The sequence below is a fragment of the Massilia mucilaginosa genome (genome assembly GCF_011682145.1).
In the GTDB taxonomy this organism is placed as follows: Bacteria; Pseudomonadota; Gammaproteobacteria; order Burkholderiales; family Burkholderiaceae_D; genus Telluria_A; species Telluria_A mucilaginosa.
Window position 1 is genome coordinate 1 of sequence record NZ_WHJH01000064.1, and the last position, 13,800, is coordinate 13,800.

Consider the following 13,800-nt stretch of genomic DNA (forward strand, 5'->3'; position numbering starts at 1 on the left):
CCCATCAGCGTCTTGAGTTCGATGGAACCGTCTTTCGAGATCAGGCTCAGGTTGAAGATGTACTGGTCCGAAATCGTCGTCGTGCCGCTCATCGACTCGATCAGCAAGCCTTTGATGGGCGAGTAAAAGCGCAGCAGGCGCGTGCCGTCGACAAAGTCGGCGGCGCCGCCGCCCCCGCCGCCGCCAGCAGGACTGGCACCGGCCTCGGGGGCGGACAGCGCGACCGGATCGATCGCCGCCGGCATGAAGCTCTCAACCGGTACGCTGAAGTCCATCGCCGCCTGCCCGGCCAGCGGGTGCTCGGCGATCGACAGGTTCAGATACTGCGACATATCCTCGCCCAGCGCGCCCGCATCGGGCACGAAGGGCATGTTCGGGATCTTGCCGCCGATCGCATCGCCCAGCGCGCGCGCGTCGGGCACGAACGGCATGTGCGGAATCTGGCCGCCAATCGCATCGCCCAGGGCGCGCGCGTCCGGCACGAAGGGCATGTTCGGAAGCTTGCCGGCGATATCGCCCGCCTGGCCCAACAGCGCTTGCGCCTGGCCGGCGACCTTCATCGCCTGCGCCACTTTGGGATTGGCCTGGGCCGCCAGAGCCGCACCGGCACTGGCCAGGCCGCCCAGTCCGGCGCCGCCTTGCAGGGCCGATGCCGCCTCGATCGCGGCGCCGGCGACAGCGAGCTTCGCGCCGTCGATGCCGGCCACGCCGGCGGCACCCAGCGCCAGGCCGGCGACCGACGCCGCCGACGCCGGCGGCGTGGTGGCAACAGTGGTGTGGGGTTTGAGGCCGTCAAGTGCGTCAGGTTTGCCGGACTTGTTATCTAAGGGTTGAAAAGACATCGCTGGTACTCCCGCAATTACAAAAGTTGAATCGATCCCCCGGCGACGCCAGGTCCGCGCGCCGCAGCGCCGCCCTCGCCCGCCCTCGTCGCTCGCCTGCCCGGCGGACATGTCGCGCCAGCCAGTGCAAGAAAATGAAGGTTATCGTTTTGGAAAGTGTGTATACTATCACAAAGAAATTGGTTATTTGATATTTGACATTTTTCCGGTTCATCGACATCCACGCGCCGAAACCCCTCCCGCATGACAACGAATCCCGATCCAAACAGCTGGCCAAACTTCAACAATCTGTTGCGCCCGATGCGGCGGCGCGAGGCCTCGACTGGCGACCGGGCGAACCCCGGCAGCGACGCGCGCCCGCGCTGGCTCGGCGACGCCTCGCCGCTGTGTTTACTGGTCGCCAATCCGGTCAACCCCATTTCGGGCTGCAAGATCCTGGCCGGCGACAGTGAGCTCGACTTCGCCCTGCCGGCCGCCCTGCCGCTGCGCTGGCAGCGCATCTACAGTTCGGGCCAGCGCAAGACCGGCCTGCTCGGCCAGGGCTGGAGCACGCCCTTGTCGGACACCTTGCACATCAGCGATGGCCAGCTGATCATTCTCGACCCGTTCCAGCGCGACATCACCTTCGCGCTGCCGCGCGTCGGCGACGCCCTGTATTCGCTGTCCGAGAAAATCACCCTGGAACGCACCGGCGAACGCAGCTTCGAGCTGATCGACCAGGACGGGCTGCGCAGGCAGTTCGCCATGCTGCCGAGGGCCTACGACAACGCGGTGCTGGTGGGCATGATCGACGCCAACGACAACCAGATCGGCATCGCCTGGAACGCGCGCCAGTTGCCCGAGACGGTAACCGACAGCGCCGGGCGCGTCTTCGTGCTCGACTACATAACGCATCGCGGCCAGGTGCGGCTGGGCGGCATCAGCGTGCAGCGCGACGCGGTCGACTATGAAGAGCCGACCACCGAGGTGGTGATGCAGTACCAGTACGACGAGCTGGGCAACCTGTTCCAGGTGATCAACCGCGCCGGCGAAGTGACGCGCCAGTTCACCTACATGAACCACATCATGGTCGGGCACGCGCAACCGGGCGGGCTGGTGTCGCACTACGAATACGACGAATACGAGTGGACCGGCAAGGTCACCCGCAACTGGACCAACACCGGCATGTCGTGGAATTTCCGCTACCTGACCGGCGAAACCCTGGTCTACGACCACCTCGGCCGCGAAGAGCTGTTCCGCTTCGACAAACGACAGCGCTTCACCAGCATGATCGACGCGCTCGGCGGCGAAACCGTGCGCCAGCTCGACAACCACGGCAACGTGACCGCCATCGCCGCGCCGGGCGAACGCACGACCCACTACCGCTACGACCGGCGCAGCCGCGTGGTGCGGGTGGAAAGCAAGGGTAAAGGCACCGGCATCGTGTACGCCGCCGAGGTCGACAAACCCGCGCTGATGACCGATGCGGCCGGCGCCGTCACGGCGCTGCGCTACGACGAGCGCGGCAACCTGCTCAGCATGACCGACGCGCTCGGCCACCGCACCGCCTGGGAGTACGACGCGCACGGCTTGCCCTTGACGCTGACGAATCCCGCCAACGGCATCCAGACGCTGGCCTACAACGGCGCGGCGCAGTTGACCGCCTACACCGATTGCTCGGGCAACAGCACGCACTTCAGCTACGACGTCGATGGCAAGCTGCTGCGCATGACCGATGCGCGGGGCAAGGCGACCGCCTACACCTACGACGCGGCCGGACGCCTGATCGCGGCAGTGCAGGCGGACGGCGCCGCCGAGCGCTACGAGTACGACGCACTGGGCCGCCTGCTGGCGCGCACCGACAGCGCCGGCAAGCGTACCAGCCGGGTGCTCGATGTGGACGGCAAGCCGCTCAGGCGCATCGATGCGCATGGTGGCGTGCGCGAGTACCGTTACGACGCCGCGCGCCGCCTGGCCGAACTGATCGACGAACATGGCGCCACGCAGCGCTTCGTCTACGACGCGCTCGACCGCGTGATCGAAGAGACCGGCGTCGACGCGCGCCAGACCCGCTATCGCTACGACGCCAGCGGGCTGCTGGCCGCGAAAGAAGAACACCACAGCGGCGTGCGCACCGACACCACCTATACGCGCGACAGCGCCGGGCAGGTCATCGACATGTTCATCGTCCGCACGGCCGGCGAGGCCGGGGCGGAACAGTCGCGCCTGCGCTTCACCTACGACGACCTGGGCCGGCTGACGCACGCCATCACTGCCGATGCCATCGTCTCCCTGGAATACGATGCCATGGGGCGGCTGGTGTCCGAGCAGGCCGACAGCGCTGGCGAAACGACGCTGCTGCGCCATGCGTACGATCAGCTGGGCAAGCGAATCCGGACCACGCGGCCGGACCGGTGCGTGCTCGACAAGCTGTCCGCCGGCGCCGGGCATCCGCACCCTATCCATCACGTTGGCAAGGTCATCGCCGAGATCGAACGCGACCGCGTGTACCGCCCGGCCGGCCGCACCCAGGGCGCGCTGACCAGCCGCTTCCGCTACGATCCCATGCGGCGCATGCTGCCGCAGGTGGCGGGCCAGCTGCTGGTGGGTGAAGGCGCCGTGCCGGTCGTCGCCGGCAGGAGCGAGTACGACGAGAGCGGCAATCTGCTGTCGCTCGACGCCAGGCGGCAACTGTCCAAAGGCATCCGCCTGTATCAATTCGGCGAACTCAGTTGCGTGCAGATTGCTGCGTGCGGCGACGATGGGGAAGTCTCCATGGCGCTCGAACAGATCAAACGCAGCAGCGGCATTGTTTAACCGGCTACCACGTCAGCATCCACCTGGCGCCGGCGCGCTGAATGTCGGTTGCATAAGGATCCTGTTCATGCGTCAATTCACCGAGCAAGCGATTCCATGATCACCGTTCGTTGCGAAACAGGGTGCGATGTGCACATCGACGCCGAGTCCCTGGCCGGCGCCTCGTTTGCCGGCTTCGAGCTGCACCGCGCCCTGCTGGCCGGGGCGGATCTTCAAGGGGCTGATTTTTCCGGCGCAGGACTGCGATCCGCGTATGCCATCGGGGCCGATTTTTCCCGCTGCCTGTTTCAGCGCGCCATTCTCGCCGCGTGCGAGGCCTCGCAAGCGAACTTTTCGCATGCCGACCTGACGCAAGCCATGATGCGCAGCGGCGTTTTTGACGGTGCGAATTTCAGCGGTGCGAATGTGCGCCATGCCGCCGTCGACGGTGCACGCTTTTCAGGTGCGGTATTCTGCGGTGCCAGCCTTGCGCAATGCGAGGGACTCGATACTGCCGACCTGTCGGGCGCCGTCTACGACCGTTGCACCACCTGGCCTCGAGATCTCGATCCCGAGGCACGCGGCATGGTCTGCGTATAATCCGCAGCGCGGACCAACGTAAAGAGAACCCATGCTGACAATCGACCTCGATTCCCGCCCTTCCCACCCCTTGGTGGAGGCTAACTGGAAGCAATTCCGCATGCCTTGCGTCTGCGGCATCCTCACCGGCGATGGCACGGTCCTGCTCATGGAAGAGCGTTCGGACTATCACGAAGGCAATTACCGCTGCCAGACCTGGCCGGTGTGCGAAACGACGATCGACAGCCTGTGCGAATACGGCATGGAATTCGTCGACTTGACCGACTATGTCAGGCAGCCGCCGATTCCCGGCACGAATGCGCGCGCCGTGTGCGGCGAAGGTTCCATGGGAGGCGACGGCTTTGTCGCCGTCGTCAACGACCATGGATTGGTCTGGGCGATCTTTTTCACCGCCTCCAACCCGTTTTACGAGGTCAACGTCGTCGGTGACTGTGTGGAAGCCATGAGTACCCACGGCGTCCTGTGGCGCTTCCCGATTTACCGGCCGTGGGATATCGCGTTGACCTACACAATCGATTGGCGCCAGGTTCGCCCGGCAGATCCACCGATCTCTTGAGGAAGCATGCGCATCGGCCAGGCCGGCATCGACGTTTGCGCGCCCGCGTTGTATAGTCCGATTATCTTCATTTCCAGAAAAGCGATCCATGGACGAGAAATCAGACATCCTGTATGGCGTTGCCGAAGCCAATGACGAGACCCTTCCCGCCATGCGCCTGCGCGCCATGGCCAGCGAACTGGGCGAACCGGATCACATGGATCTGGACGACGATACCGCCTTGCGCGTCAATATCTATGCATTCGGCCGCAACTTTGTCGAGGAATGCGACATCGACGCCGAAGACCAGGAAGGCTATGTGCTGGTCACCTCGGGCATGAGCGACCGTCTGATGACCGGCCCGCTCGATACCGATGTGGACGACACCCTGGCGACGGAACTGGTGTGGAATGTACCGAATCTTAATCCCGCCTATTTCGCCACCTTGCGCTGGCTGGCAAAGCTGCCGGAAATCGACCGCACCTGGTTCGGCCAGGGTCACACGGTGCCGATGCCGATGCCGCCGCTGGAAGGCTGCCCGTTCAAGACCTTCCTGTTCCTGCCGCCGATCATCCGCACCGACCGCGAACTGTTCGATCACATCGAACACGACGGTCATGCGATCGGAACCCTGTGCGTGCATCTGATTTCGGACAGCGAATATGCCCTGATCCGCAACAGCGAGGAAGGCCTCGGCGAGTTTCTCGATCTGCTCGATGATAACGACCATCCGCACGTATTCGATCCCGTGCGGCGACCGTACGTGTAAGCGCGACGACGGCGGCACTGCATGCGCAAGCTGATGAAGCTCCAGTGGCACGATCTGCGCAATCAGTTGCTGCTGCTCGACGACGGCGCCGGGCCGGAAGCCATTTTCCGCACTCTCGTCGCCGGATTCAGGAAATACCGGACGCAATTTTGCAGCGAACCATTTTCCCACCTGCGTTTCGCGCGCTATTTCAGCATGCAAGCGGCCGATTACCCGGTGGCGCAATCGACGATGCGCGATGGCGAATTCCGCTATTTCAAGAAGTGCATCCAGCGCTACGAAGTCCGGGAAGATCTGTATTCCATCATGGCGCTGCTGTGCGAGACCATGGAACGCCTGGTCACGGTGCGCATCGAACAGTGTTGCCCCAGATGTCATCACGACGATTTCGCCACCTGCAAGGCGCTCGCCTCCGGCGAGCTGGTGATGCAGTGCGCGGTGTGCTTCCATGTGCAAGCCCGCCACGGCGCGGCATTCGTGGGTGGCGCGCTCACCTTTGCCAGCGCGGCCGACCTGCGCCTGCCTGGCCGCCCGCCGGCGCCAAGCCTGCCCCTGCCGGCGCAGCTGTCGCCCCGCCTGCGCGTCGATGCCGGCCAGATGGTCGATTACAACCTCGTTGTGCTGTCGTACCGCGATGCCGACACCGATTCCGCCGGCCTTCTCCACAACTTCTATCGCGGCATGCCGGTTGCCATCTTCGATGACGATACCGACGAGCAAGGCCAGCCCGGCCATGTCATCGCCGACGGCTACGTGGAGCCGGTGAGCACCCCACCGCCGTGGGCCCCGGGCGCCAGATGGCTGTGCCGCATCGACAAGGCCGGGATGCGCCGCGTATCCACACCCGCGGCGGGTCAGGACTCCTAGCCAGCCCCTACTGCACCAGCGGGCTGTCGGCCCCTTCCATGCTCATGCCTTCGATGTTCGCCTGTCCCACCAGGATATGCAGGTATTGATGGGTCGCGCGCTGGCTCGACTGGCGGTCGAGATAGGCCGCGATCTCGCTTTTCACCGCCTCGAACGGCAACAGGCGCCCCGCCACCCGCCGCAGCACCTGCACGATATGCAGGCCGAAGCGGGTTTCCAGCAAGCGTACGGCCAGTTCGCCTTCGCCCAGCCGGAACACAAGTTGCTCGAACTCCGGCACGCTTTGTCCGCGCGACAATTGCCCCAGGCTGCCGCCCACCTTGCCCGAACTGCAGTTCGAATACTGCGCCGCCAGCTCGCCGAAGCGCTCCGGATGCGCCAGCAACTCTTCCAGCACCGCCTCGCCAGTGGCGCGCAGCAATTCCAGCGGCGCCCCCGGCGTCACCTGGAACAGGATATGGCGCGCCTCGACCATCTCGCCGCTGGTGTAACGCTGGGCATTGTTGCGATACCACGTCATGCAGGCAGCCTCGTCGGCTTTCGGCACCTTGACCTGCAGCGCCAGCAGCGCCTCGATGCGGGCGTCGTCGTCGCCCCCGGTCATGCCCAGTTCATCGGCCTGTTGCAGCAGCAAGGTGCGCAGCACCAGTTCATGCACCGCTTCCTTGAGCGGATTGCCCGCCTCCTGATGATGCGGCAATTCGCGTTCGATCGCCACGTCGTCGATCTCCACGCCATTCACAGAAATACCCATGATCATTCTCCCCGATTAACGGCTACGCACCAGCTGATAAGCGCGGCCAAGATACGTCAGCGCGCCGAAACCGCTCCACACGTGCACCAGGCGGGTGAACGGGAAGATGACGAACAGCGACATGCCCATGAACAGATGCAGCTTGAACAGCAGCGGCGCGTCCAGGATGAAGCCGGCCGCATCGGCGCGGAAGGTCACGATATGTTGCGCCCAGTTCATCAGCAGCACCATCGTGTGCCCGTCCATGTGGCCGGCCGACACGTAGATCGACGACAGTCCCAGCAGCAAGGTGGCCAGGATCCACAGCAGCACAATCTTGTCCTTGAAGGTGGTGGCCTTGCGCAGGCGCTCGTTGGCAAAGCGGCGTGCCAGCAGCAGCACGATGCCCACCAGGCACATGGTGCCCATCACGCCGCCGGCCACCATCGCCACCAGCTGCTTGAGGCCGTGGCTCACGCCCAGCGTATCCCACACCCACACCGGCGTCAGCAGGCCCGCCATGTGGCCGAAGAACAGGCCGATAATGCCGATGTGGAACAAGATGCTCCCCATCCGCAAGCTGCCCTGATGCAGCACCTGGGTCGATTCCGACTTCCACGTGTACTGCTCGCGGTCGAAACGGATCAGGCTGCCGAGCAGGAAGATCGCCAGCGCGATGTACGGATAAATTCCGAACAGAAATTGATGCAGGTAGTCCATGATGCCTCCTTTACGCAGCGGCAGCGGCGCGCGCCGTGCGTGGGTAGAAATTGATCGGATGCGTACCGGGCGCGCCGGGCTTGAGCAGCGGCTCGACCCCGTCCGCACCGGGACCGAAGGTTTCCAGGGCCTCGTCCATGTCGCGCACCGGTGGTTCGGAGAGTTCCTCGGCCGCGACCGGGCTCAAATGTTCCAGCACCGCGAACACGCCGGCGTACGGGCTGCCATTGGCGGCCAGCTTGCGTCCGATATGCGCCAGCACATGCACCGCGTCCGACAGCAGGCGGGCGGCCTCCTCGGTGGTCTGCTGCGCCAGGAATTCGAGGAACAGCGGCACGAAGTCGGGCAAGTCGTCGCCCGTCATGTACATGCCGCCGCGCTTGTATTCCTCCATCAGGTCGACCATGGCCTGGCCGCGGTCGCGCGATTCGCCGTGAATATGCTCGAACAGATGCAGCGAATGCGAGGGGTTGCGGTCGAAGGTCGTCACATAATTCTGTTGCAGGTCGATCAGGGCAGCGTCGCTCAGGTAAGCGAACAGCGGCAGCAGCGGCGCATGCAGGGCCGGCGAATGGGCGATCGCATTGGCCAGGGCCGGCAACTCGGCGATCAGCTCCGCTTCCGGATACAGCAGCAAGGTGGACAGCACTTGATAATGTCGATTGGTATTCATCATGCCTCCTGAACGTCTTTGTTCTTGCGCGACTTGGGCATGGCCATGAAGATGGCCGAACCCTGTTTCTTCTTGCCGAACAGGCTGGTTTCGGTCACGCCGTCCGAACATCCGTTGCCGAAGCTGAAGCCGCACGAACCTTTTTCGTTGAAGCTGTCTTCCGCCATTTCCTTGTGGCTGCTCGGAATCACGAAACGGTCCTCGTAATTGGCGATCGCCATGATGTGGTACATGTCCTCGACCATGGCCTTGCTCAAGCCGACCTGTTCCAGCACCGCCAGGTTCTCGACCTTGTCCACCGTCTTGCTACGCATGTAGGCGCGCATGGCCAGCATGCGGTCGAGCGCGCGGATCACCGGCGGCTGGTCGCCGGCGGTCAGCAGATTGGCCAGGTACTGCACCGGAATGCGCAGGCTGTTGGTGTCGGGCAAAATGCCATTCATCCCCAGCTTGCCGGACTCGGCCGCAGCCTGGATCGGCGACAGCGGCGGGATGTACCACACCATCGGCAGGGTCCGGTATTCCGGATGCAGCGGGAAGGCCACTTTCCAGTCGACCGCCATCTTGTAGACCGGCGACTTCTTGGCCGACTCCAGCCACGAGTCCGGAATGCCCTGGCGCCGCGCTTCTTCGATGATGGCCGGGTCGTGCGGATCGAGGAACAGTCCCAGCTGCGCCTGGTACAGGTCGCGCTCGTCGGGAACCGATGCGGCCGCCTCGATCTTGTCGGCGTCGTACAGCAGCACGCCCAGGTAGCGGATGCGGCCGACGCAGGTTTCCGAGCACACGGTCGGCTGGCCCGCTTCGATGCGCGGGTAGCAGAAGGTGCATTTTTCGGCCTTGCCGGACGACCAGTTGTAGTAGATCTTCTTGTACGGGCAGCCGGAGATGCACATGCGCCAGCCGCGGCATTTATCCTGGTCGATCAGCACGATGCCGTCGTCCTCGCGCTTGTACACCGAGCCGGACGGGCAGGAAGCCACGCAGGTCGGGTTCAGGCAGTGTTCGCACAGGCGCGGCAGGTACATCATGAAGGTGTTCTCGAAGGTGCCGTACATCTCCTTCTGCATGTTGTCGAACAGCTTGTCCTTGCTGCGGGCGGCAAATTCCCCGCCCAGGTCGTCTTCCCAGTTCGGACCCCATTCGATCTTGTCCATCTTCTTGCCGGTCAAGACCGAGATCGGGCGCGCCGTGGGCGGCGTTTCCGACAGCGGCGCGTTCTGCAGGCGCTCGTAGTCGTAGGTGAACGGCTCGTAATACTCGTCGATGGCTGGCAGATTCGGATTGGCAAAAATGTTGGCCAGAATCTTCAAGCGCCCGCCCTGGCGCGGCTCGATCTTGCCGGCGGCGTTGCGTTTCCAGCCGCCATTCCATTTATCCTGGTTTTCCCATTCTTTCGGGTAACCGATGCCGGGTTTCGTTTCAACGTTGTTGAACCAGGCGTATTCGACGCCGTCGCGGCTGGTCCAGACGTTCTTGCAGGTGACCGAGCAAGTGTGGCAGCCGATGCACTTGTCCAGGTTCAACACCATGCCGATTTGCGCTCTGATCTTCATACGTGTGCTCCATTCGTTTCTTCCACCAGGGGGCCTTCCAGCCACTCCACCTTGTTCATCTTGCGTACCAGCACGAACTCATCGCGGTTCGAGCCCACCGTGCCGTAGTAATTGAAGCCCCACGCCAACTGCGCGTAGCCGCCGATCATGTGGGTCGGCTTGGTCACGGTGCGCGTGACCGAGTTGTGGATGCCGCCGCGCTTGCCCGACAATTCCGCGCCCGGCGTATTGATGATCTTTTCCTGGGCGTGGTACATCAAGGTCATGCCTTCCGGAATGCGCTGGCTGACCACCGCCCGCGCCGTCAGGGTGCCGTTGACGTTGAACACTTCGATCCAGTCGTTGTCGACAATCCCGGCATCCTTGGCGTCGATTTCCGAAATCCACACGTGCGGACCGCCGCGCGACAGGGTCAGCATGCGCAGGTTGTCCGAATACGTGGAGTGGATGCCCCATTTCTGGTGCGGCGTCAGGAAGTTCAGCGCGATCTCCTTGTTGCCGTTCGGTGCCGCGCCCAGCATCGCCGCCGTGGTCTTGGTGTCGATGGCCGGCTTGTACACGCACAATCCCTCGCCAAAATCGCGCATCCAGCGGTGATCCTGGTAGAACTGCTGGCGGCCGGTCAGGGTGCGCCATGGAATCAGTTCGTGCACATTGGTATAGCCGGCGGTGTAGCTCACTTCTTCCGACTCCAGCCCCGACCAGGTCGGCGACGAGATGATCTTGCGCGGCTGCGCCTGCACATCGCGGAAGCGGATCGTGTCGTGTTCGCGCGGCAGCGCCAGGTGCGTGTGGTCGCGTCCGGTCATGGTCGACAATGCCGCCCAGGCCTTGACCGCCACGTGGCCGTTGGTTTCCGGCGCCAGCGAGAGGATCATTTCGGCCGCGTCGATGGCGGTGTCGAGCCGTGGCTGGCCTTGCGAGACGCCCGCCTCAAGCACCGTGCGGTTGATCCCGCGCAGCACCTCGACTTCATGCCCGGTCTTCCAGCCGATGCCCTTGCCGCCGTTGCCCAGTTTTTCCAGCAAGGGGCCGATCGACGTGAATTTCTTGAACACCTCCTTGTAATCGCGCGTTACCACGGTCAGGTTCGGCATGGTCTTGCCCGGAATCGGCTCGCACTCGCCGGCGCGCCAGTCTTTCGGATCGAACGGTTGGCCCAGTTCGCCCGGGGTATCGTGCATCAGCGGGGTCAGCACCAAGTCTTGCTGGGTGCCCAGGTAGTCGCCCCCGATTTCCGAGAATTTCTCGGCGATGCCCTTGTAGATTTCCCAATCCGACTTCGACTGCCACAGCGGCTGCACGGCTTCCGACAGCGGGTGAATGAAGGGGTGCATGTCGGACGTGTTGAGATCGTCCTTTTCGTACCAGGTGGCGGTCGGCAGCACGATGTCGCCATACAGGCAGGTGGTGGACATGCGGAAGTCCAGCACCACGACAAGATCCAGCTTGCCTTCGGCGGCGGGACGGATCTTCACGTCGCGCGGCTTGACGCAGTGGGTTTCATCGCTCATCAGCGCGTTCTGGGTGCCCAGCAAGTACTTGAGGAAATACTCGTGGCCCTTGCCCGAGCTGCCCAGGATATTCGAGCGCCACACAAACATATTGCGCGGGAAGTTGGCCGGATTATCCGGGTCGTCGCACGAAAAGTTCAGCTTGCCGGACTTGATCTGCTCGACCGCGTAGGCGGCCGGTTCCATCCCGGCGGCCTGGGCGGCACGGGTCACTTCCAGCGGATTGGTTTCCAGCTGCGGAGCGGACGGCAGCCAGCCCATGCGTTCCGCCTTGGCGTTGTAGTCGATCAAGGACATCGGCGCCACGTCGTCTCCGGCCGACGGCGACGAAATCTCGCTCGTGTGCAGCTTTTCGTGACGCCACTGGCTGGTGTGGGCGTAGAAGAACGAGGTGCCGTTCATCTGGCGCATCGGGCGATTCCAGTCCTGCGCGAAGGCCAGCGGGGTCCAGCCGGTCTGCGGACGCAGCTTTTCCTGGCCCACGTAGTGCGCCCAGCCGCCGCCCGACTTGCCGATGCAGCCGCACATCATCAACAGGTTGATGATGCCGCGATACGTCATGTCCATGTGGTACCAGTGATTCAGCGCGGCGCCGACGATGACCATGCTCTTGCCCTGGGTCTTGTCGGCGTTTTCGGCGAACTGGCGCGCCACGGTGATCACGTCGGCCGCTTTCACGCCGGTGTGCTTGACCTGCCAGGCCGGCGTGTACGGCACGTCGTCGTCATAGCTGGTGGCCACGTTGGCGCCGCCCAGGCCACGGTCGATACCGTAGTTGGCCAGGGTCAGGTCGAACACGGTGGTCACCAATGCCGTGGAGCCGTCGGCCAGCAAGACTTTCTTGACCGGCACGCGGCGCATCAGCATGTCGCTGGCATCCTTGCCGCCGAAGTAGGCAAAACCGACTTCCTCGACCGCGTCGCTGCACTTGATCAAGGACAGCAGTGGATCGATGGCATTGCCGCTGGTGCCCTCTTTCTGTTCCAGGTTCCAGCGGCCCGACTCGCCCCAGCGGAAGCCGATCGACCCGGCCGGCGCGCAAATGTTGCCGGTGGCTTCGTCGATGACCAGGGTCTTCCAGTCGGGATTGTTGGTTTCGTCCAGGTTATCGGCCAGGTGCGAAGCGCGCAGGAAATAGTCGGGCACCAGTGTGCCGTTGGTTTCCTTGAGCATGACCAGCATCGGGAAGTCGGTGTACTGCTTGGCGTAGCCTCGGAAATAGTCCGACCCGCCCTCGGCATGGAATTCTTTCAGGACCACATGGCCCATGGCCAGCGCCAGCGCGGCGTCGGTGCCTTGCTTTGGGGCCAGCCAGATATCGCCGAACTTCGCCATCTCGCCGAAATCGGAGGACACGGCCACCGTTTTCGTGCCTTTGTAGCGCACTTCCGTGTAGAAGTGGGCGTCCGGGGTGCGCGTCATCGGCACATTCGAGCCCCACACCATCAGGAAAGTGGAGTTGTACCAGTCGGCCGATTCCGGCACGTCGGTCTGTTCGCCCCACACTTGCGGGCTGGCTGGCGGCAAGTCGCAATACCAGTCATAGAAACTCAAGGCCACGCCGCCGATCAGCGACAGATAGCGTGTGCCGGCCGCGTAGCTGACCATCGACATGGCGGGAATCGGCGAAAAACCGACGATGCGGTCCGGGCCGTATTTCTTGATGGTGAAGGCGTTGGCGGCGGCGATGATTTCATTGACGTCATCCCACTTGGCGCGGACAAAACCGCCCAGGCCGCGGATCGACTTGTACGACTTGGCCCGTTCCGGGTCCTGGCTGATGTACGCCCAGGCGGCGACCGGGTCCATGGTCAGGCGCGCTTCGCGCCACATCTGCATCAGGCGGCCGCGCACCATCGGGTACTTGACGCGCTGGGCCGAATACACGTACCAGGAATAGCTGGCGCCGCGCGGGCAGCCGCGCGGCTCGTGATTGGGCAGGTCGGGACGGGTGCGCGGGTAGTCGGTCTGCTGGGTTTCCCAGGTGATCAGGCCATTCTTGACATACACCTTCCAGCTGCACGAACCGGTGCAATTGACGCCGTGCGTCGAGCGCACGATCTTATCGTGCTGCCAGCGCTGGCGATAGGCGTTTTCCCAGGTACGGTCCTCGTGGACCACGGCGCCGTGGCCGTCGGAAAACGTCTCCTTGGGGCGATTGAAGAACTTCAGACGATCCAGAAAATGACTCATGCTGCCTCCGCTTGGATGAGAGG

11 protein-coding genes are annotated in these 13,800 nt (G+C 63.6%); 5 read left to right on the plus strand and 6 right to left on the minus strand.

Annotated features, from left to right (window positions below):
• The coding region (locus F2P45_RS29810; RefSeq protein ID WP_223164854.1) for a hypothetical protein at positions 1-842 on the minus strand (842 nt) is incomplete at its 3' end.
• A 243-nt stretch (positions 843-1,085) separates the two neighbouring features.
• Here F2P45_RS29810 and F2P45_RS29815 point away from each other — a divergent pair.
• The 5 genes from F2P45_RS29815 (at position 1,086) to F2P45_RS29835 (ending at position 6,388) form a co-directional block, all read left to right on the plus strand.
• Positions 1,086-3,638 (plus strand): DUF6531 domain-containing protein, encoded by a 2,553-nt coding sequence (locus F2P45_RS29815; protein ID WP_166881850.1) that lies wholly within the window; start codon positions 1,086-1,088, stop codon positions 3,636-3,638.
• A gap of 96 nt (positions 3,639-3,734) precedes the next feature.
• The gene (locus F2P45_RS29820; RefSeq protein ID WP_166881851.1) at positions 3,735-4,217 is read left to right on the plus strand and encodes a pentapeptide repeat-containing protein; all 483 of its coding nucleotides are present in this window, start codon (positions 3,735-3,737) and stop codon (positions 4,215-4,217) included.
• Between the two features lie 31 nt (positions 4,218-4,248).
• Positions 4,249-4,773 carry a hypothetical protein gene (locus F2P45_RS29825; RefSeq protein ID WP_166881852.1) on the plus strand — a complete coding sequence of 175 codons (525 nt, stop codon included), beginning with the start codon at positions 4,249-4,251 and terminating at the stop codon, positions 4,771-4,773.
• An 88-nt stretch (positions 4,774-4,861) separates the two neighbouring features.
• Positions 4,862-5,521 (plus strand): suppressor of fused domain protein, encoded by a 660-nt coding sequence (locus F2P45_RS29830; RefSeq protein WP_166881853.1) that lies wholly within the window; start codon positions 4,862-4,864, stop codon positions 5,519-5,521.
• A 21-nt stretch (positions 5,522-5,542) separates the two neighbouring features.
• Positions 5,543-6,388: a hypothetical protein gene (locus tag F2P45_RS29835; protein WP_166881854.1), complete on the plus strand. Its 846-nt coding sequence runs from the start codon at positions 5,543-5,545 to the stop codon at positions 6,386-6,388.
• Between the two features lie 7 nt (positions 6,389-6,395).
• On the opposite strand, the gene F2P45_RS29840 is transcribed toward F2P45_RS29835, so the two are convergent.
• Genes F2P45_RS29840 through F2P45_RS29860 form a run of 5 tightly spaced genes read right to left on the minus strand, consistent with a single transcriptional unit; the run spans position 6,396 to position 13,777 of the window.
• The gene (locus F2P45_RS29840; RefSeq protein WP_166881855.1) at positions 6,396-7,142 is read right to left on the minus strand and encodes a peptidylprolyl isomerase; all 747 of its coding nucleotides are present in this window, start codon (positions 7,140-7,142) and stop codon (positions 6,396-6,398) included.
• 15 nt (positions 7,143-7,157) lie between these two features.
• Positions 7,158-7,841: a respiratory nitrate reductase subunit gamma gene (gene narI / locus F2P45_RS29845; RefSeq protein ID WP_166881856.1), complete on the minus strand. Its 684-nt coding sequence runs from the start codon at positions 7,839-7,841 to the stop codon at positions 7,158-7,160.
• Between the two features lie 10 nt (positions 7,842-7,851).
• The gene (gene narJ, locus F2P45_RS29850) at positions 7,852-8,514 is read right to left on the minus strand and encodes a nitrate reductase molybdenum cofactor assembly chaperone (RefSeq protein WP_370663331.1); all 663 of its coding nucleotides are present in this window, start codon (positions 8,512-8,514) and stop codon (positions 7,852-7,854) included.
• The gene (gene narH / locus F2P45_RS29855; RefSeq protein ID WP_166881858.1) at positions 8,514-10,070 is read right to left on the minus strand and encodes a nitrate reductase subunit beta; all 1,557 of its coding nucleotides are present in this window, start codon (positions 10,068-10,070) and stop codon (positions 8,514-8,516) included. The genes narJ and narH overlap by 1 nt, the downstream gene beginning before the upstream one ends.
• Positions 10,067-13,777, minus strand: coding sequence for a nitrate reductase subunit alpha (locus F2P45_RS29860; protein ID WP_166881859.1), 3,711 nt, complete (start codon positions 13,775-13,777; stop codon positions 10,067-10,069). The genes narH and F2P45_RS29860 overlap by 4 nt, the downstream gene beginning before the upstream one ends.
• Positions 13,778-13,800 lie beyond the last annotated feature (23 nt).